23 protein-coding genes and 2 pseudogenes are annotated in these 26088 nt (G+C 33.7%); 10 read left to right on the plus strand and 15 right to left on the minus strand.

The window, feature by feature from the left end; all coding sequences use genetic code 11:
• The first annotated feature begins 557 nt into the window (after window positions 1-557).
• The 3 genes from ACFX4W_RS05055 (at window position 558) to ACFX4W_RS05065 (ending at window position 3280) form a co-directional block, all read left to right on the plus strand.
• Window positions 558-845: an ArsR/SmtB family transcription factor gene (locus tag ACFX4W_RS05055; RefSeq protein WP_034651793.1), complete on the plus strand. Its 288-nt coding sequence runs from the start codon at window positions 558-560 to the stop codon at window positions 843-845.
• A 65-nt stretch (window positions 846-910) separates the two neighbouring features.
• Window positions 911-2218 (plus strand): MFS transporter, encoded by a 1308-nt coding sequence (locus tag ACFX4W_RS05060; RefSeq protein WP_377559281.1) that lies wholly within the window; start codon window positions 911-913, stop codon window positions 2216-2218.
• A gap of 912 nt (window positions 2219-3130) precedes the next feature.
• Window positions 3131-3280: a hypothetical protein gene (locus ACFX4W_RS05065; protein ID WP_377256959.1), complete on the plus strand. Its 150-nt coding sequence runs from the start codon at window positions 3131-3133 to the stop codon at window positions 3278-3280.
• 188 nt (window positions 3281-3468) lie between these two features.
• Here ACFX4W_RS05065 and ACFX4W_RS05070 read toward each other — a convergent pair whose 3' ends face one another.
• The 7 genes and pseudogenes from ACFX4W_RS05070 to ACFX4W_RS05100 form a co-directional block, all read right to left on the minus strand.
• A complete protein-coding gene (locus ACFX4W_RS05070; RefSeq protein ID WP_377559136.1) occupies window positions 3469-4311 on the minus strand; it encodes an alpha/beta fold hydrolase in 843 nt (280 codons plus the stop codon).
• A gap of 21 nt (window positions 4312-4332) precedes the next feature.
• Complete coding sequence (locus ACFX4W_RS05075) at window positions 4333-5346, minus strand: NADP-dependent oxidoreductase (protein ID WP_377559134.1); 1014 nt, start codon at window positions 5344-5346, stop codon at window positions 4333-4335.
• 370 nt (window positions 5347-5716) lie between these two features.
• Window positions 5717-6466, minus strand: coding sequence for an SDR family NAD(P)-dependent oxidoreductase (locus ACFX4W_RS05080; RefSeq protein ID WP_377256968.1), 750 nt, complete (start codon window positions 6464-6466; stop codon window positions 5717-5719).
• Between the two features lie 68 nt (window positions 6467-6534).
• Window positions 6535-7110: a TetR/AcrR family transcriptional regulator gene (locus ACFX4W_RS05085; RefSeq protein ID WP_377256971.1), complete on the minus strand. Its 576-nt coding sequence runs from the start codon at window positions 7108-7110 to the stop codon at window positions 6535-6537.
• A gap of 552 nt (window positions 7111-7662) precedes the next feature.
• A pseudogene (locus tag ACFX4W_RS05090) lies at window positions 7663-8112 on the minus strand (PTS sugar transporter subunit IIA); the annotation flags it as partial.
• 262 nt (window positions 8113-8374) lie between these two features.
• Window positions 8375-9760: a PTS transporter subunit EIIC gene (locus ACFX4W_RS05095; RefSeq protein ID WP_377256974.1), complete on the minus strand. Its 1386-nt coding sequence runs from the start codon at window positions 9758-9760 to the stop codon at window positions 8375-8377.
• A gap of 12 nt (window positions 9761-9772) precedes the next feature.
• On the minus strand, window positions 9773-11116 hold the full coding sequence (locus ACFX4W_RS05100) for a glycoside hydrolase family 32 protein (RefSeq protein WP_377559131.1): 1344 nt from the start codon (window positions 11114-11116) through the stop codon (window positions 9773-9775).
• 348 nt (window positions 11117-11464) lie between these two features.
• Between ACFX4W_RS05100 and ACFX4W_RS05105 the strand changes: the two genes are divergently transcribed.
• Window positions 11465-12358, plus strand: a complete 894-nt coding sequence (locus ACFX4W_RS05105; protein ID WP_377559129.1) for an AraC family transcriptional regulator — start codon at window positions 11465-11467, stop codon at window positions 12356-12358.
• A 170-nt stretch (window positions 12359-12528) separates the two neighbouring features.
• On the opposite strand, the gene ACFX4W_RS05110 is transcribed toward ACFX4W_RS05105, so the two are convergent.
• On the minus strand, window positions 12529-13344 hold the full coding sequence (locus ACFX4W_RS05110) for an AraC family transcriptional regulator (RefSeq protein WP_377559127.1): 816 nt from the start codon (window positions 13342-13344) through the stop codon (window positions 12529-12531).
• Between the two features lie 197 nt (window positions 13345-13541).
• Between ACFX4W_RS05110 and ACFX4W_RS05115 the strand changes: the two genes are divergently transcribed.
• On the plus strand, window positions 13542-15734 hold the full coding sequence (locus tag ACFX4W_RS05115; RefSeq protein ID WP_377559126.1) for an alpha-galactosidase: 2193 nt from the start codon (window positions 13542-13544) through the stop codon (window positions 15732-15734).
• 133 nt (window positions 15735-15867) lie between these two features.
• Here ACFX4W_RS05115 and ACFX4W_RS05120 read toward each other — a convergent pair whose 3' ends face one another.
• From ACFX4W_RS05120 to ACFX4W_RS05145, 6 genes are all read right to left on the minus strand, one after another.
• Window positions 15868-16926 (minus strand): alkene reductase, encoded by a 1059-nt coding sequence (locus ACFX4W_RS05120; RefSeq protein ID WP_377559124.1) that lies wholly within the window; start codon window positions 16924-16926, stop codon window positions 15868-15870.
• A 14-nt stretch (window positions 16927-16940) separates the two neighbouring features.
• Window positions 16941-17789: an alpha/beta fold hydrolase gene (locus ACFX4W_RS05125; RefSeq protein WP_377559122.1), complete on the minus strand. Its 849-nt coding sequence runs from the start codon at window positions 17787-17789 to the stop codon at window positions 16941-16943.
• Window positions 17790-17900: 111 nt separating this feature from the next.
• A complete protein-coding gene (locus ACFX4W_RS05130; RefSeq protein WP_377559120.1) occupies window positions 17901-18476 on the minus strand; it encodes a TetR/AcrR family transcriptional regulator in 576 nt (191 codons plus the stop codon).
• 204 nt (window positions 18477-18680) lie between these two features.
• The gene (locus tag ACFX4W_RS05135; RefSeq protein ID WP_377559118.1) at window positions 18681-18845 is read right to left on the minus strand and encodes a hypothetical protein; all 165 of its coding nucleotides are present in this window, start codon (window positions 18843-18845) and stop codon (window positions 18681-18683) included.
• 451 nt (window positions 18846-19296) lie between these two features.
• Window positions 19297-19737: a DMT family transporter gene (locus ACFX4W_RS05140; protein ID WP_328261659.1), complete on the minus strand. Its 441-nt coding sequence runs from the start codon at window positions 19735-19737 to the stop codon at window positions 19297-19299.
• 137 nt (window positions 19738-19874) lie between these two features.
• Window positions 19875-21419, minus strand: a complete 1545-nt coding sequence (locus ACFX4W_RS05145; RefSeq protein WP_377559115.1) for an SNIPE associated domain-containing protein — start codon at window positions 21417-21419, stop codon at window positions 19875-19877.
• A gap of 805 nt (window positions 21420-22224) precedes the next feature.
• Here ACFX4W_RS05145 and ACFX4W_RS05150 point away from each other — a divergent pair.
• The 3 genes and pseudogenes from ACFX4W_RS05150 to ACFX4W_RS30700 form a co-directional block, all read left to right on the plus strand.
• A complete protein-coding gene (locus ACFX4W_RS05150) occupies window positions 22225-22449 on the plus strand; it encodes a YolD-like family protein (RefSeq protein ID WP_377559113.1) in 225 nt (74 codons plus the stop codon).
• Window positions 22450-22896: 447 nt separating this feature from the next.
• A complete protein-coding gene (gene map / locus ACFX4W_RS05155) occupies window positions 22897-23643 on the plus strand; it encodes a type I methionyl aminopeptidase (protein ID WP_377559111.1) in 747 nt (248 codons plus the stop codon).
• A gap of 153 nt (window positions 23644-23796) precedes the next feature.
• Window positions 23797-23910: pseudogene (locus tag ACFX4W_RS30700) on the plus strand (DUF8096 family protein); the annotation flags it as partial.
• Between the two features lie 178 nt (window positions 23911-24088).
• Here the strand turns inward: ACFX4W_RS30700 and spxA are convergent.
• Entirely contained in the window at window positions 24089-24490 is a 402-nt protein-coding gene (gene spxA / locus ACFX4W_RS05160; protein WP_377559110.1) for a transcriptional regulator SpxA, read from the minus strand.
• Window positions 24491-25107: 617 nt separating this feature from the next.
• Between spxA and ACFX4W_RS05165 the strand changes: the two genes are divergently transcribed.
• The gene (locus tag ACFX4W_RS05165; RefSeq protein WP_377559108.1) at window positions 25108-25284 is read left to right on the plus strand and encodes a DUF8096 family protein; all 177 of its coding nucleotides are present in this window, start codon (window positions 25108-25110) and stop codon (window positions 25282-25284) included.
• Window positions 25285-25311: 27 nt separating this feature from the next.
• Window positions 25312-25770, plus strand: a complete 459-nt coding sequence (locus tag ACFX4W_RS05170; RefSeq protein ID WP_377559106.1) for an SMI1/KNR4 family protein — start codon at window positions 25312-25314, stop codon at window positions 25768-25770.
• Window positions 25771-26088: the final 318 nt, after the last annotated feature.

Consider the following 26088-nt stretch of genomic DNA (forward strand, 5'->3'; position numbering starts at 1 on the left):
TTCCTTTTCAGGGTAACGGCTTTCGCTTTTTCTCATATCCCATACCCTCTGTCACATTGTTTGACTTTGCAGTCATCCTACTGCTTATGCAGATGACATAGGGCTTACCAAGTTCCACTTTCTACAGATGCAATAGGGGAAGGCAGGTTCTTTACTCCGGGTAAGATGCGGGACGCATCAGAGTAGCATTATGATTCTACTTTTCCTCTTACCAAGACCCAAGCGAGACTTATGCATTATCTTGAGCTAACCTTGACGAAGCTTACAAACCTTCACTTTCGTTTACCATACCTATCTTCTCCTAGCAGTGTTCTGGACCATGCATTTGTCCTCTGTTTCCGCATTTCCTCATGCAACCGACAGACTCGTTACCAAGCATGCCGTTTCGGATGGAGACCATCTTTGCGTCTAGATGAGTAGCGCTAGCTACGCTGTGAGAAAGCAACTTCTTGTCGCACCATAATCACGATTCTAGGTACTAAAAATAAATTGAAGCAGTTATTGTTAAGGAAAATAACGATATTTGACAATCTGGTTGTTTATTATATAATAGTTCTATGACTTTAGAACAAACAAATGATCTTCAAAGAGTTAAAATATTTAATGCATTAGCAGATGAAAAGAGAATAAATATTATTCGTATCTTATCTCAAGAAGAAAATTGCCCGCGATGTACAGATATTGGAAGGAGTTTAGGGATTAGTAAATCGAATGGTTCTTATCATTTGAAAATTTTATCTGATGCACAGCTGGTAACAATTAAACGAGAAGGTGTAACTAAATACGTTTCTTTGAATACTGAAATGTTTAAACAATACCTTCCTGGATTTTTGGCTACATTATAAAGTAGCTTTTTTTTTACTAATTAGTTTTAAAGTTTTATGACTATTTGATTAAAGAGGAGTTATTTATGAAAAACAGGATGAATTATCTCATTGTAACGTTATGTTTCATTGTTCTATCTGGTGTCATTAATGCTATTTTATTTAACGTAGCTCTTGAGGATATGACAAAAGATCTGAGTGTTACGAGCTCTGCAATCAGTTGGATTGTTATTTCTTATACATTGGTTATTACTTTTGGCTCAATTACATATAGCAAATTATCTTCCTACATTCAGATTAAAAAATTATTAATGATTGGTGTCCTTTTATTCACTTTAGGTTCAGTAATAGGCTATTTATCTAATGGATATATTGGAGTTCTGATAGGCCGTATTATTCAAGCTATGGGGGGCAGTTCTTTTATTGCTTTATCCATGATCACAGCAAATCAATATCTTCCTTTAGCTAAACGAAATGTCACTCTTACATTAATAGGAGGGTGTTTGTCTCTAGGTTCTGGATTTGGTTTTTTGATGGGAGGAATACTAACCCATATATGGGGGTGGCCATCCTTATTCTTATTTATGAGCCTGACTTTACTCACAGTTTTTGGCCTATACTACTTTATCCCCTCTGGATATGCTGGTAGCGAGAAAGTAACTAAACCCTTTGATTTTTCCGGATTGTTTTATTTACTTCTCTTTGTTATTTCTTTTATCTTAGGAATAAAATTAAATGGATATTTGCTTATTCTAAGCGTCCTTTCTATCCTCTTATTGGGCTTGCATAGTAAAAAACAAGGAGTCTTGTTATTTATTGATTTTTCCGTATTCCGATCTTATTCTTTTAACAAATTAATCTTAATTAGTTTTATTAATAATGCAGCCATGGTAGCTATTTTGTTTCTTTTTCCTTTACAAGCCATTCGAACATTTCATGTATCAGTTATCCTAATTGGTTTCATCTTATGTAGTATCTCAATAGTAGGCTTTTTGATTAGTCTACTTGTGAGGAAAGCTGTTCATTTTATAAGTAATAAGAAATTAATGGTTATATCTATTGGTGTACAATTAATAGGTTTTGGCATTCTAATCTTTCTTGGTCTTCATTCTATGGTTATGATCACGCTAGGAGTATTATTTATCTATATAAGTTTTAGTGCTCTAACTGTAATTATTAACATTGAAATTCCTCATACAATAGAGAAGGAGAAAATGTCGATGGGGATAGGGGTATACAATCTCTTCAACTTTTTAGGGATGTCTTTTGGTCCTTCCATATCCAGTCGTTTATTAGAGATTTCTTCAAATCTTATTTTTTCCTTCTCCTTCTTTGTAGGGCTATTAATCCTTTCTTTTGTGTTATCCATAGTGAAACAAAAGAGTAAGGGGTAATGCTGCAATAGAGCAGAAGAAACTACCCCATGCAGCAAGGTAGTTTCTTCTATTTTCAGGCTGTATATAATATGAAAGGTTAGTTACCATAATGTCATTTATCGGAAATCATGTGTTAGAAGAAAGTGTTGAAGGGGTACAAATAAAAGATAGGGATAGCATCAGGAGGAGAAAATATGCTCGATAACTATGAACATTTCCTATTCTATAGGGAGGTTAAATGTCTAATTGCAGATTATGATAACTGTAGACATTTACCTACTAAGAACGAGTTGCATAATCAGATAGTACTTCTAACAAAAGTTCTTAAAAATGAATAAGTTATTATTATTCGAGCAAACTACCCAAGACGCCGTGAGGTATCATAAAATAGCTCTCCATTCCTTACGAGGATAGAAAAATCCACTGATTAGGTCCAGTGGATTTTTCTGTTTTTACGCTGTATAGGGTATACAACGTTAGTTAACATAATGTCTCTTTCCGGAACCAAGCAAGCAAAAGAACCCTTGGGGCAGTAAGATTTCACCAAGGATTCTTTTTCCGGAGTATGCATCTTTTTATACACTGTTCATTTATCAACGTTTTTTCAGTAGGTGGTTGAGAAACTAATGTATAAGAAGTGCACCTTTTATACATATGCTCGTTTACTACGCTTAATTCCTTGACAAAAGACATCCCAAGTTGAAGAGATTCTTTTCTCTAAACGCTCTAATCTTCCCCCATACAACATCTCTACAAATAATCCATCTAGAATGGTGAGATAGGCTGCCGTAGCAGTATCAGCACTAAATTTAGAATGTAATAAATGATCTTTTTCTTCAAATAATGATTCTAACAAACACTCTAAACTATTCGTTAATCGATAAGATTCACGTATTATCAGCTCTTTGAGTTGTTGTGGAGGAAAATATAATGAATAAAGAAGAATTTGAATTGGCCATTAAACAACTCCCCAATATAAGATATGAATATTTTATTAAAAAGTTGCTGACCATGAAGAAATTTGGGGTTTATATAACTATCGTTGGGCAACAGCACAAGGTATCCATGGTAATATTTTGATTCCTTTCTTTCCAAAAAAATTTTAGCAAAAAATATGAATGTATATTTGCTAAAATAATTCAATATTTTTTGCCAGGATCGTTGTTTTAATTATGGAGATGGATGCTCATCCTTCACTTTTGATTATAATTGATAAACGAAGACTAATATTCATATTTTCAAAAGGATAGTCTGTATTTTAATGTTCATTAGCTTAAAAATGTTAGTACAATTTCGACAAACTCTTTTGGATATTGAAATAAAGAACCATGTCCTGCATGATTAAATATTATTATCTTACTATTAGGAATTCTATTTGATAAGTCATATGAATTTTCTGTTGGAACCATGCGATCATTATCTCCGTTTATTATTAATGTTGGCTGAACAATTTTGGATAGATCTGCAGGCTTCTCTTTACCCCATTTAGTGATTGCATCTAATTGTTTTCTATAAGCTTTTAAACTAATTGTTTTATCTCGATGTTTTTTCCTTTTTTTTATTTGAGTTAGAAATTCCTTAGCCTTTTTCTTACCATTATCTGTGGTTGGAAAAAACAGATAGGTCTTGACGTCTTTAAAAGTCAAGGCAGCACGGACAAGATCAAGATTAGTAATACGGCTGACATTAGAAATCCCTTTTCCTCCTCGAGGTCCCGTACCAACTAATACCACCTTTCTTACCAAGTTTGGTTCTTTTGAAATTAATTCTTGCGCAATCATTCCGCCCATAGACAAAGCAATCAAATCAACCTTTAAAAATCCTAATAGTTTTATAAATGTGATAGCATCATCTGCCATTTGAGGGATGTTGTTTGGTACTTCACCATTGGATAGTCCGACCCCTGTGTTATCAAATGCGATGACCCAATGACTTTTAGCAAGACCATCGATAACCCTTGAATCCCAATTATCAAGATTAGCTGATAGATGTGTCAATAACATAATAGGGGTTCCTTTTTTTTCTCCTAATTCTCTATACGCATACCTTTTACCATTCTGTTGCTGAATGAATAAGTTAGGTGCGTCAATATAAGAATAATAAATCGACATTGCTCCTCCTCCTACTTACCTTCAAAATTTAATAACCACTTTTCCTTTTGGATGACCATTTGCAACTAAGTTTAGTGCTTCGTTAATGTTATCAATTGTAAAATTAGTAGGATCGATAGCTGGAACAATATTGTTTTCTTCAATAATGTTCGTAATTTTTTCTAACTGCTTTCCATCAGCTCTTACGAAAAGAAAGCGATATTGAACAGCCTGTTTTTTTGCTTTCCTATCAAATTTAGCACCAACTAGTCCAAAAAGGATTTGTTTCCATTTGGGAAAACCTCCATCTATTGCAAACTGCTTATTTGGTCCTGTACGAAGACTTAGTAAGCGACCACCTGATTTGATAATGGACAACTCTCTGTCAAATTCATCTGCACCGAGTGTATCAATAACATAATCAACTTTGTCTAATATTTCCCAATAATTTTCCTTCGTGTAATCTATATATTGATCCGCACCAGCATTCAACGTCCTTTCTTTAGCAGAAGGACTCCCAGAAACAATGACCTTCAATCCCATTTCTTTAGCAATTGGAACAGCCATTTGGCCAAAGCTTCCGGATCCTCCTGGAATGAACACTGTTTGCTCTTTTTTCGCTTCTAACTCTTCTGTTAACCCTTGAAATGCCGTCAAACCAGTTAGAGGTGCAGCAGCTCCAGTGACATAATCTAAATTTTTCGGCAAATGCCGGATGGCTGCTGCATCAACTGCAACATACTCTGCAAATGCTCCAATCTTCTCAATAGGGAGTCTCGTATAAATAGAATCTCCTACCTTAAATTCATGTGCATTTTCACCAACTTTTTCAACTATTCCAGTTAGTTCATTTCCTAATGTAAGAGGCATTTCATAATCTTGAATTAGTTTTACGCTTCCTGTAATATTTAATATTTCAAGTGGGTTGACCGCCGCAGCTTTGACTTTTACCAAGACTTCGTTGTCATCGATTTCTGGGATTGGAATGTCATTTACTTGGGCATGGATATTTTTTGAGTACTTGGTGATCTGAGCTGCTTTCATGAGTGTTTTCATTTTTTTATCAGCACCCTTCCGTTGAGTTGCATTTATTAAGTTTCTTTACCTTATTTTTATTATTTTTGCTGTCTGCTTCATTTTTCTATCCTCAATATAATTCTTTTTATAAGATCTTATGTTATTCCAATCATTTAGGTGGAGGGAATCTTATTTTAGGAGATGTCTGCCTCCCTATTTTAGGATCAACCCACCACCAAAAACTTAAATACTTACAACAGCATCTTTATGATCCATTTGGTACTGTTATTTTTTAGAACGTTCATTCTCAATTGATTAAATTTTTTTGAAACGATACTGTAAAGAAATTTATATTTCTCATCCTCACAGATTATTTCCGTTTCTTTAGTTTAAAACTTTTGGTGACAAATTATGCGCCTAGTATTGGATAAATTTGATCTCTTAATTTGAATTCATAGTTTACATCTACAATCCCTACCACTTTATCTCTGTCATAAAGTTCCATCATAAAACCAGCCATTTGCTTAGCTGTGTGATACATAGGGACATTTGCTTTATAATCAAATTCTTTCATATCACTTGCAGATTTCGCGAATTCTGTTTCCGTCATTGCTGGTGCTAAAATCTTCACCTTCATTTTCGCACCTTTCTGTTCGAGTTCTTTTGCAAGCCCTTCTGTGAATGCACTAACAAAATATTTAGATGCAGAGTAAGTAATACTACCAACATAAATTGCATATCCGAGTGCTGAAGATACGTTAATTAATTGAGTTCCCTCTACATGAGAATAGTCTCGCGCAAATAGTGTAGAAAGGATTGTCAATGACTCTATATTAAGACGTAACATGTTTTCTACCTTATCTAAATTCTGATCTGTTACAGAAGAGGATTCACCAATTCCAGCATTATTAATCCAAGTCTCAATTTGATACTCCTTTAAACTGTTGTACAGTGTATATACCTGATCTGTGACAGATAGATCACTTGTACGAATAATAACATCTAAATCAGGATTTATATTCTGAATGGCTGATTTAAGACCTTCTAATTTATCTAATCTTCTAGCTACAATAATTAAGTTTTTGCCGCGAGCAGCAAATTCTAGGACAGTTTCATATCCTATACCTGAGCTTGCTCCTGTAATAACTGTGTACTTCATATTCATTCTCTCCTTAAAAATATATTCAGATTGGTGTTAATTAGTTTATTTAAATAACAAGATATATCTTAGTCCAGTATTGATAAAGTCAAATCAATAATGGTTTCTAATTCTTTCTTATTATCTGTTGTTTTTGCTAATACTCGTATTCCTACAAGGGAATTATGAATAAATTTAGAAAGCCCTTTGATATCATAGTGTTCAGGGATTTCTCCTTGTTCTTGACCATGTTTCAGTAGATCAAATAATAAGGTTTCGGTCTTTATAAAAGTCTCTGTAACTTTTTCAGATACTTCTTGATCGAGTAACGATAATTCAACTGCTGTGTTTACTGTTAAACACCCTTTTGGCTGTTTATCATTTGGATAAATAACCATTTTAAATAATTTTCGTATAGCCTGCTTAACCGTTAATTCTGGTTTTATGTTATTTTTAATTCTTTCATCCATTACTTCTACATAATGACTTAGGGCTCGAATAAATAAAGTATGTTTATCCCCGAATGTATCATAGATACTTCTACGGTGAATGCCCATATAGTTCACTAAATCTTGCATGGATGTTTTTTCATACCCCTGTTGCCAGAAAAGCTCCATTGCTCTCCTTAATGCTTCTTTTTCATCAAATTCTTTATTTCTAGCCATGTACTCCCACCTTAGAAAGTATTATCTCGTATTTCTGAGAAAATATTTAGAACTATTTGACGCACTTAGAGTGCAACAATTTTATACTATTCATTCTCTCTCAATAAATTCTTTAGGTATTTTGAGAATGATCATTCTTAATTGGGTAAAAAAACTGTTAGATCTAACTTGTTTTGAGTATATCAATTTAAGAACGTTCAGTAAAGAATTTTTAACCAAAAGTTGAAGACCATTATTTTCCTAACAGCACAGAACTCATTCGTGTGTTTTCTCCTTTAAGTTTAAGATCAAAAATAACCTATTTTTCGCCACTAAATGTAAAAGATAAAACTTACTTTTTATAAATATAAGTTTTATCTTTTTTTACTCTTTGCACCAACAAAATTTGTCCTAACCACGCCAATGATAACTATATCTCTACCAATTAAGTGATAGAGTTGAAAGGATTCTTATAAGAATAAGACGCTAGCAACAATCGTATTTAGCTAAACTAAAAAATAGAAAAGAAAACATTAGAGTTACTTCTATGTTCTCTTCTCCGTTTTTAAAGTATTATTTCATACTGCAATTAAATATTACATCCCCAAAGTTAGTTACTCTCTCTTGACTTGCTTCAATTTCCAAAACCTTCTCCATATTTGTAATAATAATAGGAGTAACAATATCCTTCTTTTTACTTTTTAAATATTCTAAATTTACTTTTACTAAAGGGTCCCCTGCCTTAATAGGTTCATCGGTATTCACAAGTACTTCGAAGCCTTCTCCATTTAATTCGACAGTTTCTAAGCCGATATGGATAAGTAATTCAAGCCCTTTTTCAGAGCGAATTCCAATAGCATGTTTTGTAGGGAATACTTGGATAACTTGACCGTTAACCGGCGACACAACTTTCCCACTCTTTGGAATAATAGCAATTCCGTCTCCCATCATCTTTTTTGAAAATACAGGATCAGGAACTTTTGATAAAGGGATGATATCTCCATATAGTGGTGCAAATATTTCCTCTATTTGAGTAATATTTTTCTTTTTGAAAAGCCCTTTTAACATGATTATATTCCTCCCTTAAAACATTAGGATCATTGGATGGTCCACATATCGGATAAATATAATATTCTTGTCTCCATATATTTATCGATACAGACCTTTTAAATTGTTTGGTCATACCATCTTACGTCCGATAAGGTTGTTTTTATGTTTTCCATACTATAGTTATATTCACTATCTTCATCTTAGTTAGTAGATGAACATTTGACAGATAGCCATTTTACTTTGTTTTCTTCTCCATTGAGTGTTGGTAACCTATTGTATAGGTCAAAACAAATGACACAGAGAAAGCAACAACGTTTACAAGTATATAAAGGGGCAATTGATTATTTAAATATAGTAACATTCCAGGAATACCTGTTAGCGCCATTCCTGTGGCTTTTAAATGCAAGATAGAGGCTAGGAACCCTCCAACTCCTCCACCTATCATTGACATAATAAAAGGTTTCACTAAAGGAAGTGTTACACCAAAAACTGCTGGTTCGGTTATACCTAAAGCTGCAGACAAGCTAGATGGATAGGCAATTTGTTTTGTTTTTGGCGAAAGGGTTTTAAGTGCCACTGCCAACACTGCACCAGCTTGAGCGACATTTCCAGGTGCAATTGCATTTAACTTGTTCCAACCAGTCTGTGTAAGCATATTGATCTCTAAAAAACTTATAATGTGGTGAATTCCAAAAATACCAAGTAACTGACTAAAGCTTCCATAAATTAAACCTCCAATTCCATATGGTAACTCAAGTAAAAATTCAACCCCATGCAAAACAAGTAATTCTACTCCGTGGAAGATAGGACCAATAATAAAAAGTGCTAATGTAATACCAGAAAGTAGTGTTAAAAATGGTGTGAGTATAAGATCAAGTGAATTCGGTATTTTTGTTCGTAAAAACTGTTCGAGTTTAGATGCGACAATTCCTGTAATAAACGCAGGCAGTACAGAACCTTGATATCCTACAACTTTAATAAAGCCGAAAAACACTAATGGATCTTCTAATTTCTGTCCTACTGCGTATGCATTTGGTAATGCTGGATTAACAAGCATTAATCCTAGGACAATTCCTAATACAGGGTTACCACCAAAAACTTTAAACGTTGACCAACAAATTAGAGCAGGTAAAAAGGCGAAAGCTGTATCTGTTAAAACTTGTGTAAATAGCAACAATTCCTTCGGAACGCTTTTGGTTGTTAAGCCTACTAATTCTAGGACAGCTTCCTGGGTTATTAAACTTCTAAATCCCATAAATAAACCAGTCGCTACTAAGACAGGTATAATAGGAACAAAGATGTCTCCGAAAACCCGAACACCGCGTTGAAAGCGATTACCTTCTTTCTTAACAGAAGGCTGATTTTGAACATTTCCATCCAATAACTTCATAATTTCTGTATAGATCTTATTAACTAACCCTGTTCCTAAAATAATCTGATACTGCCCAGAATTAAAGAAACTTCCCTTTACTTTGTCTAAGTTTTCAATTTCTTTAACATTTAATTTGTCTTTATCAACAGTAATAATTCGCAGTCTTGTAGCACAATGTGTAACAGAATGGATATTTTCACTTCCACCAACTAATTCTATAATCTTTTTGGCCACCTCTTGATCTTTCATACTATTCTCCCCTTATAATGAAAAATAAAGTAATTCACCTTTTGGGTGTAACCCATCATATTTCACACTCAAATTTTCTTCCTCAGTAAAGTATCTTAATGAAAAAACGCATTCCCCATCATTCACAAATATCTCTATGGAGGAGTTATCACTAAAAATACTCATTTGTGATATACCTTGAACCTTCTTAGATTTCGTCTCCTTTTTATTGGTCGCCCAATTCTCACGCGTAACAGACAATACGTTTTTCTTACCACAATAATGAACCTCTACTGCTTCATTTCTCAAAAACAAGTGAAAGTCACTAGTGCAATTATCTCGAGTCAATTCTAGTTCAAACCGTCCACTTTCTAATTCAAAACAACCTTGTGAGGATGTAAAACTTTGTCTACATCTCCTAAGCTGCTTCACTTCTTCAATAGGTTTTTGTTTAATTTCCCCATCCTCCCATGTTATAACGCGTGGCAACGTCAAACAATGCAAATAACCATATTGCTTAGTAGGGCATAAATGCTCCTCTTCCTCGTTCATTCGTGACATCCATCCCACCATAATTCGTCTTCCTTTATGATCGGCAAAAGATTGAGGTGCATAGAAATCAAATCCATGGTCAAGTAATTCTAAAGAACCTTTTGGTAGAAATTTCTTTATTTTTTCGTCAAATTTTCCAGATATAAACGCTGCATAACTGGAAACACCTATTACGTTATCACCTTCTTCCAGTCTTACTTGAGGACAACAAACCAATATATCTGTTTCATCATTTATAGAAAACAAATCTGGGCACTCACACATGTTTTCTAACTGTTGGTCGTATAAAATATTTTCATATTTCCAATCCAACATGTTAAAAGAAGAGTAGAGTGCAACCGCACCTTTTCGTTCATTTGTTTGAGCACCTACAACCATCCACCAGTTCTTTTTTCCTCGCCAAACTTTTGGATCTCGATAGTGTTCTGTAAACTCTGCTGGTGTTTCAATTACATTTTCTTTTTTTATAAAAGTCCGACCATCTTTAGAGGTACTAATGCACTGGTAACTCTTCCTCTCTCCGTCAATTTTTACGTTTCCAGTATAGAATAAATATATTTCTTCTTTATGTTCTATACTGCTACCTGAATAAACACCATTTCGATCAAAACCTCTATCTGGAAGAATTGCAGAACCTTGATTAGTCCAATCAATCATATTAGTTGAAGTAAACAACCCCCACTCTTTGTATTGATGATTGGTATCAAAACGATTCCATTGATGGAAAAAATAATATCTATCTTTGAACCAAATTAAACCATTTGGGTCATTTATCAAGCCTCTATCAGGCTCTATATGATATGTCATTTTATAAGGATTCTTCAAAAAACATCTCACTCTCCATCAAACATCCCTTATTTTTGTAACGCTTTCATTTCCCTCTAAAAATAAACTAAAAAGAATCTATATTACAGGTACAACAAAAAATGTAAAATTTAACAATGTTTTATCCACGAAAATAAATTCAGGAAATAAAATTAAAATTCAAAATGTTTTTTGTGGAAGTGATGCTTCCTGCACTGCTGAACGTAATTCTTTTCATATCCCATCCTCCATTGAAAGTTAGTGTTGTATTTTGGGTAAATTTTTATTAATGTATTTCTTATAATTTATAATACGGAGACTTTAATTTTCAGGCAATGGTAAATAAAATATAGAAAAGAGGGTAATATATTGTTGTCTTTAGTTCATGATAAACATCAAAGTTTTCTTTATCGTCATTCAAAAGAACCATTAACCAAAGATGCTCGTATCTCTTCCATAGGGTTTGAAAAGCGTGTATCAACTGATTATTATTGGGATGGACGAATGCGTAAAAACAACCTTAACCATTATATCTTTCAATATACTTTGAGTGGGTATGGTGAAATACGAGTAGGTGAACAAACGTTAACTATTGGTCCGGGCCAAGCGTTTATTGTAAAAATACCAAGCGATCATTGCTATTATCTACCAGAAAAAAGTCCAGAATGGGAATTTCTCTTTCTTACATTAGAAGGGCCAAAAGCTGAGGAATGCTGGGATTATGTAATTGATCAACTCGGAATACATCTAACATTAGACGATACTTCACCGTTAATTTTTTCACTAAAAGAAATTTATCAATTTGCTGTTAAAGAGGGCATTGGAGACTCTTTTATTTCATCAGCCAAAGCATATGAGTTTATAATGAGTCTTTACCGTTTTACGAAAGGGCTTGATCAAGTTAAACCTGAGATTCCAAACGACATTCGCACCGCAATCCACTTTATGACGGAGCATTATCATGAACCTCTTTCACTAGAGGAGATTGCAGAACATACAGGTCTGTCAAAATACTATTTTACAAACAAGTTTCAAAAGTATACAAACACAACACCAATTCAATTTCTAACAACTATACGTATGGAAAAAGCAATGGAGCTCTTGCTAAAAACAAATAAAACACTCCATGAAATTGCGATAGAAACAGGATATGACAATGCAAATTACTTTAGCAAAGTATTTAAAAAGATGATTGGTATGTCTGCAGATAGCTTTAGAAAAGACAAAAAAATGTTGGATAATTATCATGTCATTATCAATTAAGAAAATCTATTACGCATAATAGAAACCAGATAAGGCTATCGAATTCTTTCCGACAGCCTTATCTGGTTTTTACATATCGTTGGTATTCAGATGGATAAAGATAAATTTAATAATTAAAAACTATCTACTTGTAAAGGTATAGAGTAGTAGTACTACTTTATATCCGATTATCATTGGTTCTTTCTATAGTCCGAAGGAGTGAGCTTTTTCATTTTTTTAAATGTCTTTGAAAATAGCAGTACATCATTATAACCTACTGATCGAGCAATATCCCCAATTTTAAGCTCAGAATTTATTAGGAGAAAACATGCTTTTTCTATTCTTAAATTTAATAAAAACTCTTGCGGCGACTTATTAAGATATTGCTTAAATAATCGATAAAGATATGAACGGTCAATGGAAATATATTTAGCAATATCGTTGACAGTAATATAATGCGTGTAATTCTGTTCAATGAAGAGTAACGCATCTTCAATATACTTTTGCTGTTTTACTTCCATGGCCATTTCACGATTTGGATAAAGCTCACTTAATATATATAGAAATTCATACAGCTTTGATGTTAATAGCAAATCTTTATTAGACATTAACCTTGAGGCCGTTATGATACTCTCCATACAGTTGATTAGTTTATGGTCTTGAGTGAACGTAAGAACGGGATATTCCATACATAAATTTGATCTGTTCAAATATTCTTTTGCTTTTACCCCATTGAAACCAATCCATGTATATTCCCAAGGGTCCTCCACATCTGCTTCATAATAAATCAAAGTGTTTGGTTCAATTAAAAATCCTTCATTTTTTCCTAGATGATAGGTTTTATCGTGTACTTTAAAAGTACCCTTTCCTTTTAAAATATAGTGAAATATGTATCCATTTCGTATTGCTGGACCATATGAATGCTTACTGATACAAGCTTCCCTGCCGCATGTGTATAAATTAAGATCTAAATTGTTATGTGAATGATTAGAAAAGGTCAAAGTCATTTTGTCACCTCGAATTGAAAATGATTGCAAGTTATCACATTGTTCCATAATGAGTCTACATAATTCCATATAAATATGTAAATAAAACTAATAAAATGAATACAGAAACATTAAGAAATACAACATATTTCACTAAATAATATCCGATATATTATAACTTAAAATAAGCGATATTTACTTATACGTGGGAGGTTATTATGACAATTTACATCGATGATGAACAACTTTTATTTCATTTGCAAGGAAAAAACACGAGCTATGTTATGCAAGTTATACGAGATGGCTATTTAGCCCACTTATACTGGGGGAAGAATGTTCGTTCATACCGTGGGAGTAACAAAATTATCTTTATGAATCGAGAGTTTTCACCTAACCCAGATGCGCTAGATCGAACGTTTTCGCTAGATACGCTACCTCAAGAATATCCTGCATATGGAAATGGTGATTTTAGAACTCCAGCTTATCAAATACAACTAGAAAATGGTTCTACTGTGACAGACCTTCGTTATAAAGAATACAAAATTTATAAAGGAAAACCAAATTTGAAAGGGCTACCGTCTACATATGTAGACGATGAAAATGAAGCAGAAACACTAGAGATTACTATGGAAGATGAATTGCTGGGACTGACTGCTACGTTAACATATAGTCTGTATGAAGAGCGCGATGTTATCACTAGATCTGTTCGATTTGATAATAAAGGAGTACAAAACTTGAAATTTCTTCGAGCGTTAAGTACTAGTGTTGACTTTCGTGATGATGAATATGAATTAATCACATTGTCTGGTGCTCATAGCAACGAAAAAAATATTCAAAGACGAAAAATTGTACCAGGAATTCAAATGGTTGATAGTTGCCGCGGAGCCAGCAGTCCTCAACAAGCGCCATTTTTAGCACTAGTAAGAAAAGGTACTGATGAAGATCAGGGTGAAGTGTATGCGTTTAACCTTGTTTATAGTGGGAATTTTACTGCACAAGTTCAAGTAGACCCATATCATAATACAAGAGTATCTATGGGGATTAACCCTTTGGATTTCTCGTGGTTATTAGAACCAGGGGAAACCTTTCAAACGCCTGAAGTGGTAATGGTGTATACAGCAAAAGGATTAGGTGACATGTCCAGTATCTATCACGAATTATATAGTAAAAGGCTATGCCGCCTGCCATTTCGAGATAGCGTCCGTCCTATTTTAATTAATAATTGGGAAGCTACCTATTTTGATTTTAATGCAGACAAAATTGAACAAATTGCTAATGAAGCAAAAAAAGTAGGAATAGAACTATTTGTATTAGATGATGGCTGGTTTGGAAAACGTAATGATAGTAAGAGCTCATTAGGGGATTGGGTAGTCAACCATCGTAAACTTCCAAAAGGCTTAGAAGATCTTGCAAATCGTGTGCGTAATCTAGGTATGGAATTTGGTTTATGGTTTGAACCTGAAATGATTTCTATAGATAGTAATTTATATCGAAATCATCCAGATTGGTGTTTACATGTACCAGATCGCCCTCATACCTTAGGGAGAAATCAACTCGTTTTAGATTTATCGAGGCAGGAAGTCTGTGACTATGTCATAAAAGCATTGTCAGATATTTTATCTAGTGCTTCCATAACCTATGTAAAATGGGATATGAATCGTCATATGACAGATGTAGGGTCAGCAGCATTACCGCCTGAACGACAGCGTGAAACAGCACATCGTTATATACTAGGGTTATATAAAATAATGGAAGAAATCACAAAAAGGTTTCCAAATATATTATTTGAGAGTTGTTCAAGTGGTGGAGGGCGCTTTGACGCAGGAATGCTCTATTATATGCCTCAAACATGGACAAGTGATAACACAGATGCAATTTCCCGTTTAAAAATTCAATATGGTACAAGTCTTGTTTATCCACCTATCACAATGGGAGCACACGTTTCATCTGTTCCAAACCATCAAGTTGGAAGGGTTACTCCACTTGAAACAAGAGGGTATGTCGCCATGTCTGGAAACCTTGGTTATGAGCTAGATTTAACCAAGTTAACTGATGAAGAAAAAACTGTAGTTAAACAACAAATTACCTTGTATAAAGAAATTCGATCACTTATTCAGTTTGGTAGATTTTATAGAATATTTAACCCTTTTGATGGGAATGAAGCCGCATGGAATTTTGTTTCTGAAGATCAATCCGAAGCAGTAGCTAGTTATTTCAAAGTATTATCTCAACCAGCAGCTCCTATTCGAACTATAAAATTTAAAGGTTTAAATCCAAATTATGTTTATCAAAATGTTGATACAGGAGAGCTATTTGGAGGAGATGAGTTGATGAATGTTGGTATTACCCTTCCAATAATCAAACAAGACTTTTTAAGTCTATTCTGGAGATTTAAAAAGCATATTATGTAACTTATGTAGGTAGCTTTATTAGTTTTTCTAATAACTGCTTTTATTCTGGAGATTTGAATCGTGTATCTTTTCATAACGAACCTAAGAAAAAAGATTATGAATATCCCTAGATGGGATATTCATATTAAATAAATTATTTTAAGAAAGGATAATCTGTATAACCTTCTTTTCCTCCTGCATAGAGCGTATTTTTACCAGGTTCGTTTAGGGGAGCACCTGATTGAATCCGTTCTACAAAGTCTGGATTAGCTAGTACCCAAGTGCCTACTGTGATAACATCTGCAAGATTATTATCTAAATCAGACGAAAGTTGATCTAGAGGACGACCTGGGCGGTTAACAAGAAGTGATTGATCCCAAAGTTGACGCACATCTTTTAGAAATTGTTCGTTTCCAAAGTGCATTAAATGCAGATATGCAAGGCTAAGCTTATTTAATTCACTTATTAAATAGTGATACATCTCAAGGCTATTTTCTCCCTCATCAATGCCTTGCGGTGTTCCTTGAGGAGAAAAACGGATGCCTGTTCTTTCTGCTCCTATTTCATCAACAACTGCTTTAGCTACTTCAATAGCGAATCGAGAACGTCCCTCAATCGTACCACCGTATGCATCTTGACGATGGTTGGAGTTTTCACTAAGGAATTGTTGGATCAGATAACCATTCGCTCCGTGAATTTCAACTCCGTCTGCACCAGCTTCAATTGCTGAACGTGCTGCTAAACGAAACTCATTGATAACATCTTTTATCTCAAGCTCACTCAATTCCCTTGGTGTTGGAATTTCTTTCATTCCTTCTGCCGTGAAAATTTCTACACCAGGTGCAATAGCTGATGGTGCAACTGCTTGGCGATGGTGGGGGGTGTTATCAGGGTGTGATACACGTCCCACGTGCATAAGCTGAATAAAAATATGACCGCCTTCACTATGAACTTTAGAAGTTACTTTTTTCCATCCTTTAATATGGTTTTCTGTATAAATACCAGGCGTATTAGTGTAACCTTGCCCATCATCTGAAGGTTGGGTTCCTTCGCTTATAATTAATCCAACTGAAGCACGCTGACCATAGTACTCTGCTACTAAATCGTTCGGGGTACCATCTAGTAAAGCTCTACTTCTAGTCATCGGAGCCATTCCTATACGATTTTTCAAATAAATGTTTCCGATACGAACTTTTTCAAATAATCTGCTCATATGAATACTCCCTTTTAGTAAGAATTAGAATCAAGAAATGAATTTACGTTTTCTGCAAATAGTTCTGGAAATTGAAACAGATGTCCGTGACCAGAATCAGGATATATAATCAGCTGTGCTTTGGGTAATTTCTCTGTTAAGATATAACTGTTTTTAGTCGGTACCATCACATCATTAGCCCCATTAGTAACAAGTACAGGGTGTTTGATGTTTTGTAACCATTCATAATCATGATTAGATTTTTGTTTAGCCCATTTTGCAATGGCTTGTAATTGTGCCTCTTTTACTTGTTCTGAACTGTTTACTTTTTTCTGATTGAAAATTCTTTGTAGTGAAGCCATTCCTGCAGATTTACTTGTTTCGGTTTGCTCGTAGAAAAAGAACATAAAATCATTTATTCCATCTTCTTCTGTTCCGCCGTGACGATTCATTCTCTCAAAAATCTCTGGATTTGGATTAATGCCAGATTCAGGCGAAGTACCTGCCATGATAACTTTTCTTACCAAATCTCCTTCTAGTAAAGCTAGCTCTTGTGCAACCATGCCACCAATGGAAAAACCAAGAATGTCAACTTGTTCTAATCCAAGAGCTTTTATAAATGTTGCTGTATCTTTTGCCATATCAGCAATTGTAGTAGGCGTTAGTCCATCAGTCTCACCAACTCCTTTATTGTCAAATAAGATTACCGGGCGTGTATTTGCAATAGGTTCAATCATATTTGGATCCCAGTTTTCCATCGTTCCTCTAAAATGAACAAGAAATACTACTGGTATACCATCTTGTGTACCAAATTTTCTATATGCGTAACGAATTCCATCTGCTTCAATAAATTCTGATTCTGTTGGTATTTTAAAGTTTGTCATTTTTGTGTTCCTCCTTAGAAATTAAAAATACGATTTTATAAGTATGCATTATGATGGTTTGTTTCATATTAATTTTAGAATGAACGTTCTAAAAAAGACAAAAAAAGAAAGCTAGTCTAACACTGAAAGTGCTAGAGCGATGATGCCTTCTAATTCTTTTTTATCATAATTAGTTTTTATTAGTACTCTTATACCTACCAAATTGTTGTGTAAGAAACGAGATGTGTTATCAGAATCGATTTCTTTTGATAGTTCTCCACTAGTTTGGCCCCGTTTTATAAGGTTATTAAACATATCTTCAGTACGGTTAAACATTTTTGTAACTATGCGTCCAATTTCTTTGTCCAACAAAGATAATTCAACGGCTGCATTTACTGATAGACAACCTTTTGGGTATTGTTCAATGGCATTCAGTACGAAAATAAAAACATCACGTATCGCCTGTTTAGTGGATGAAGTGCTGCTAATTATACTTTCCATCTTCTTGACGATGAGCTCTTCATAGTGATTAAGGGAAGCTAAAAACAATGAACGCTTGTCACCAAATGTGTCATATATACTCCTGCGGTGTATCCCCATATGATCCACCAAATCTTGCATGGATGTTTTTTCATAACCCTGTTCCCAGAAAAGATCCATTGCTTTTCTTAATACTGCTTTTTCGTCGAATTCTTTACTTCTAGCCATTTTATTTCTCCTTAAAAAAATCCATGAGTCAATACTAACAAAAACAAACGTCATAATCTATTGTAGAATGAACATTCTAAAATAAAGACATAAATTTCAAACCATGATTAAACAATAACATTTTTAGAACGATTAGTAAAGAATTATAACTAACCAATAATCCCCAAAACATTTGCTGCGTATCAAAATGGTATCCATTAACTTTCACTTAGGGGTATCGCCAAACGTTTCTTCTATTCGTTTAGTTTCTTCAGGATTATTTTCTTCCATTGTTTCAATTAATGAATCAAACTCTTCTACAGATGCACTCATACCAAATAAACAAGAAACAGCAATTAGAAAAAACCATCTGATCCCTTCCTCAATCAAACTGCCCCTTTAGTTGTATAAGAACCTGAAAGAAGAAGATAAAAATTAAGACAAGAAGAATTAAAAGGAAATCCTTGACTTTATTCCTTTAACGTTTTGAAACAGAATCAAATACATCGTCTGTAAAAGTATACGTTTACGGACATTTGTTTTGAATATAAATTCTATCATTTTTACCGTTCGTTTAAGTTTAAAATTTAATTACGAACGTCTTTTGGAAATCATACAATTTTACGAACATTTTTGGTAGAATAAGAGGAAAAGCGCGTCAAAAATATCGTCAAAAATATATGGAGTATAAGCGTAATCATAATAAAAACTTATTCAAAACAAGCACTGACTAAAATAGGAAACAGTTAGTGCTTGTTTAGGTAAGCATTTGTTATTTTTTATATTTTATTACGTTAGGTTTATAGTCGATTTCAAAACTATTTTCTTCTATTAATACATTTTAAAATTTTTGAATGATGATAACTCCAAAAATGATTAAAAGTACCCCTATCACTCTAGGAATACTTAAAGAATGCATTTGCACTCCTATTAATCCAAAATGGTCAATTAAAGTAGAAGCAACCATTTGACCTGCAAGAATATAAGCAACTGTAGCAGTAGCTCCTAGACGAGGTATAAGTACAATGGATGCAACTACATAAAAAGCTCCTAACAGGCCTCCAGTCCATACCCACCAAGGTGCTGCGAGCCATTCTTTATTTACACTCATGCCTTTTCCGAACAAAGATATAAGAAGCAAAACAATTGCACCTACTATAAAAGAAATAGTTGAGGCAATGATAGGGGAATGTACGACAGATCTCAATTGAGCATTGACACTAAATTGAGTAGGTAAAGCCATCCCAGCTAATAATGCAAATATAATTAAAAAAATAATCATTATAATCCTCCCATAACTCTTTCATGTTCGACAGAGCACATTGTTATTGAGAACTGTCAATATACGTCTTTATTTAGTCCGTAAATAAACGTATATTATGCCACTTTATACTTTTAGTTAGCAAAATATAAAAATCATTATGAAATTTCTTGTAACAAATTTTTTTCTAAGGTCAATGATTTTCTGTAATCTTCAGCTTGAGCTAATTTAGTAAACTCAACTGTTTTATTATGATTACTTTTAACAAGATCCTCAATTTCTTGAAGGCTAACTCTGAAAAATTCTTTTCTATCGTTAACTTTATTAACTTTTTTATGGGTCAGAGCCTTATGGATAGCATTTTCAAGAGTAGGAGCATCTTCACTAAAAATCATAGCATGAACATCAAATGTAAAAGGAACCGAAGCATCACCTAGCTCCTTTACACGATCCATTGGTTCAAGACGTCTAGTCATTCCAATTTTATATACATTTTCACCGAAAGACCCTATATTTGAAATAACATAAACATAACCGGCCCGTGTATTTTGCACTCGATATAAAACGTCTTCTTTATTTTTCTTTGTTTCTTCAAGCTGTCTCTCTAGCTCTCTAAGTTTATCTAACAATTTTTCTTTTTCATTATCGTTAGAAGTTGAAAGCTGTTCATTCATTTTTTCAATAGCTTGAACAAAGTGTTTTTCTTCTTTTTCAACTTTTTCTTTGGCTTTTTCTAATTCTTTCAAGGCTTTTGCTTCTTCGCGCATGCGTTCTTTAATAGCCTGTTGTTCTTCTTTCTCTTCTTGTTTCTTTTGTTCAAACTCATATTTTAAATACAATTCTTCCAGCTTTAATTCCAAATACTTTCTTTTAATAGACACTTGTTGCATATCAGTAAGTTTATTTAGTTCTTCAAAGACTTTTTTAATTCGTTTTTCATTCGATTCTATATTGTTAAATTTCACTTTAGAAATGGCATTATCACACTCATTATTAAATGCACGTAATGTTAATTTAATTGTATCTAATATGAATTCTTTTCCTTTTTTCTTATCATCCCCAATAGTCCAATCTAAGAAGTGATTTGTAGCCTCTTTGGATTTTACTAATTGTTGCTGTTGCTTACGAATATCAGCTAACTTTGATTGATAAACTTCTGAAGTTTCGAATCCATATTTAGGTTCATAAAAACCAAATGATTGCATAAGTTGCTCATCTTTTAATAAAATTAACTCTTCTTGTACCAACGAGATTTCATTTATAACGTCTGTTTTCTTAGAATTCAACTCTTCAATAGACTGAATAACCTTTTTCTTATCCTCAACTGCGTTTGCAACGGATGTAATTTCCTCAACTTCAGTTAAAAGAGTGTCTTTTTGTGCTCTCAATTCCTCAACCGTATTATTTAATTGCTTTTTATCATCGACCAGGTTAGATATAACTTCTATTTCATTTAACTCATTAAGTCTTTTTTCCTTACTCTCCTCTAATTCAACAAGCTCTTTTTTCAATTTTTTTATAGGAAATTGAAGAGCTAGTATTTCATCAATGTTATTATCTTTCCATAAGTTTTGAGCGTTCTTTAGAGCTTTATTGCGTTTAATTATAAGGATAATTCCTAAGATTAAAGGTATGACAAAAAACCACAGTCCGAATAACAAGCCGATAATCCAAGGCGAATGGTACCACTTTTCTTTATACATTATTGCTCCCCCTAAATATTTGTACGTTCAATTTATTTCTATTTTATCACTTTTCAGTTTACGTGAAGCATATTCTAGGCATCAAATTACGATTACTTAGTCTTATCGTTACTGCTTTCATATTTTTTAGTACTAAAGGCAAAAAAGATATCGAATTTTAATAAGGATTTTAATAATCTATGCTGAAATAAAATGAAGAGGTGAATAATTTGTTACTTACTATTTTAAGTACTTTTTTAAATAAGTCAGAAAAGCAGGATGCTAAAGATCCATCTATATTGATAGGTAATGTAAAAAATAAGTTGGAGAAGCTTTCTCCTGAAGAAATCATTGAGCTGGGATATAGAATTACACATGAGGTGTTTCTGATTTTACGAAAGTTTCCTACGGATACTAAGTATCACTTTATATTGTTTAAATAACTGGCTGCTGCTGCACAAAACATCCCAGTTGAGTTGAAAGATAGAGGTCTAATAAAAGATTCACCAGAAATCTTAGCATTTCTAAAAACACAAATATCGGAGATAGTAGCTTTATTTACTGAGATGGACAACGATAAAAGAATCCAGGGTATAACTTTAGAACCCATGAAGCGTATCAACTTCTTTTTAAATAGGAGAGCAACCTTTATTGAGTTAGTAAAAGGATTCAATGGTGTACTAATATGTAATAAAAGCACTAGAGATTGGGAGCTTGAAGAAATAGACAGAGAGATTTTTATAAACAAAATGGAATCGGACGACTTCTATTTTGAGATAAACGTTTCCAGGCGGATGCATCGCCGGCAGTAAGAGTGAATTTTCTCATGGAGGAAGAGCAAATGGAACAAATCAATTTCACCTTGATTGAGGCACTACATACAAATACACAAGTATACCTTACATATTATAAGAACGGGCAACATATAAGCGATACTGGATTCATCCAATTTGTTGACGCCCTGGGGGATGAATTTATTTTCATTGATGAAGTATTTGAGTTAAAGAATAAAATGAGGTTAAGTGAACTAATTGATGTTCGTTTCACATAAAATAATGTCATCTTCACTATTTGTGGTAATCTAATAAGAGCCAATTAGAAAAGAGTGATCAAAATGGAAGGGAAAGAGCAAGAAATAGATCTCACTAAAGTATATGATTATGCCGAATATCCAGATAAACATTAAATAGACTAAACTAATAAGAGGGTATTATGTTCAATATACGAGCATATATCCTCTTTTCTTATACATATTAGATTCGTTATTTAGATACTATACATATAGTTTAATATGTATAGATTATAAAGGAGCTTAAGTTTGTTGCAAATGGAGGCGTGATGAGGTCTTCAGATCGAGCGTTAACATGATTAAGGGGGTGAGTGGTATGAGTTTGGTAACTTTGTAATAAGTGATATTAAGCAATCGGACCAGTTTATGTAGAATCGGAAACATTACTTTGGGTAAAATGAAAACATCAAAAAATTGGAGGGTTCATATATGACAGTTGGAGGTAAGGATGATATTGATGGGCTTAAGGAAATCGGCAAAATCGTTGCTTTAACAATAAGTGAAATGAAAAATCAGACACGTGCCGGAATGACGACCAAAGAATTGGATGAAATCGGGGGACGTTTTTTAAGAAGATATGGTGCGGTCTCTGCACCCAAGATAACCTACAATTTTCCCGGTAACACATGCATTAGCATTAACCATGAAGTTGCTCACGGAATACCGGGGAATCGGAAGATTCAAGAAGGTGACCTAATAAATATTGATGTCTCTGCTGAGTTAAATGGTTACTTTGCCGATGCAGGTCATTCCTTTCAGATCCCTTTATATAACCCTTCTGTAACACGTCTCTGTCAATACACACACAATACCATGATGAAAGTTATTTCTTCACTTAAACATGGGGTGAGATTGAATGAAATCGGAAGAATTATTCAAAATGAAGCCCAAAAAGGTGGTTACAAGGTACTTACGGATCTTTGCAGTCACGGCATTGGAAGGTCTTTACATGAGGCACCTGAAGATATTTTACCTATCTATGACAAGCATGATAAACGAGTATTGAAAGAAGGTATGGTTATTACTGTTGAGCCTTTTTTATCAACTGGAGCAGAGTATACAGTTGAAAGTTCGGATGGATGGACTTTATGTGTGCCCGATAATAGTCTTTGTGCACAATATGAGCACACAATAATTATTACAAGGGATCAACCGATAATTACAACGATAGCTTAGATATTGTTTTCAGATGTTAGGCCCATAGATGTTTAAGGAAGTCATCAAACGGGCGTGTTTGTTGAGCAAAGATTAAAAGGTTAATACATATTAGTCATGTACAATATGTATTAACCTTTATTTTCTATGTTTTTTTTCGATTTGGGTCTTGATAATAAGGTCAGTGGCAGATGCGACAACTGCAATTCATCTTACTTCAAAAGTTCTGTAAAAGGTGGTATTTTCTTACGCGAATGTCGGGAATGCGGCATGAAGAAGAGTATCTAAATATAGAGGATTATATAGTAAAAGGAGAAGAGTTTTTACCCTTCTCCTTTTTATGTAGATGTAGTTGTGTTTACTCATTTTTAGAATCTGAAATATATACCTTACTACACTGCCGATGCCTTTTATTACAATCTACTTTAGAAGTTAAGGCAGTCGTTGATTGCTCTTCTATTACCCTCTAATGATCACCTACTACTGCCTGTTCTGTCATCGTGAAAGTACGAAGTTTCCGAGGAATAAAAGCTCTTATCTCTTCTTCTTTATATCCGATTTGCAGTATTTTACGATCTTGTATGATAATAGGGCGTTTAAGTATAAAAGGATGGTTCTTTATCAAATCATACAGACCCTGTAACGACAGTGCATCAATCTCTATATTTAACTTTTGAGGGATCTTTGATCTTGTAGAAATAATTTCATCTGTACCCTTTTCTGTCATACTAAGAATATTTTTAATTTCATCTTCTGTAATAGGTTCATACGATAGATTTCTCTCAATATAATCAATTTGATGTTCCTCAAGCCAAGCCTTTGCTTTTCGGCAAGAAACGCAGCTGGTTGTCGTATATAGATTAATCATTTTTTACACCTCGTCTATATGTATTTTTTTCTATCTTTAATTAATCACTGTAAATAAAAGTATATAGATTTCTAATAAGTAAAAGCCACTTGTATACTACAAGTGGCTTTTTGCTACGTTGAACACATTAGGCAATTCACGTATTATTCCCATCACCATTATAACATAGTTTGTGCATCTGTTTAATAAATTTCCGGTCTTAATATGACTAAAAATTTGAGATATATGATTAAGAACGATACTAACCTTCTATATTTTATAACAAGGAAATGAAACATATAATTCCACTTTTTACAGCGCAGCAAGTGTGTTAAAGAAGGAGATTGAAATGATGTAAAATTGGAGGATAATTAAGCTTTATCTTTAATAGTGAGGTGTGTAAAAATAAAGGCCAAGTTTATCTTACATACTACAAAAAGGGACAATGTATTACAGAAAAGGGATTCATCCAATCTGTTGATTCCCTGGGGAATTTGTTTGTTTTTATCGAGGAAGTATTCGAATTAAAAAATAAAATGAGGTTAAGTGAGCTAATTGATGTTCGTTTTACATAAAATAATGTCACCTTCGCTTTTTGTGGTAAGCTAATAAAAGGCAATTAGAAAAGAGTGATCGACATGGAAGAGAAACAGCAGCAAGAAATCGATCTTACTAAAGTTTATGACTACGCTGAATTTCCGGATAAGGTCAGTGGCAGATGCGACAACTGCAACTCAGCTTACTTCAAAAGTTCCGTAAAAGGTGGCGTTTTCTTACGTGAATGTCGAGAATGTGGCATGAAGAAAAGCATTTAGTTGGTATTGATTGAAAGGGTTGGGGAAATGAGAGATATTTGGGATGATGGATACAGTCAATCAAAGAAATTAACAGAAGAAATGGTCAACGATGCAGAAAAGAAGTTGGGTGTGAAGTTGCCAAAATCCTATATTGAGTTATGTAAAATGCAAAATGGAGGCTCTTTAAAATATTGTGACTACCCTACCTCCGTTCCAACAAATTGGGCAGACGATCATGTAAATGTCCCTGAGATTTATGGAATAGGGAAAGAAGGCATTTTATCCAGTGATTATTATATAGAAGAATGGGAGTTACCAAAAGATATTGTTTTACTATGTGGAGAGGGACATTGGTGGGTTGCATTTGACTATCGGGATACAAAAGATAACCCTCCTATAATTTATATGGATTTAGAATGGGGAACAGACACACTTATTTTTGAATTAGCTCCTGATTTTGAGACCTTGGTAAATGGCTTATTTATTTATGAAGATGAAGAATGACTACATTTATACAATACAAAGGAACTGGCATTCAATTGTCGGTTCTTTTGTATTAGTTTCATATGATTTGATTCACCAAGCTCTCCCTTTTCCTCATCACATTCTACTTTAGTCCTTATGTCTCGTCCATTTCATGAAAAAGATAAGCTATTAGGCCAACCACATATTTTTTATGTAAGATGTTTGAATTTTATTTTTCGGGTTAAAATCTATAATCAACTAACTTTTTTTAACAGTATGTGATCCATGTGACCTTCTACTCTCTATGGGTAGAAGGGTTTTTTATCTGTTTAAGTTCTTTCCTTTTGGGTATAAAAA

The sequence above is a fragment of the Priestia sp. YIM B13489 genome (genome assembly GCF_042787645.1).
In the GTDB taxonomy this organism is placed as follows: Bacteria; Bacillota; Bacilli; order Bacillales; family Bacillaceae_H; genus Priestia; species Priestia megaterium.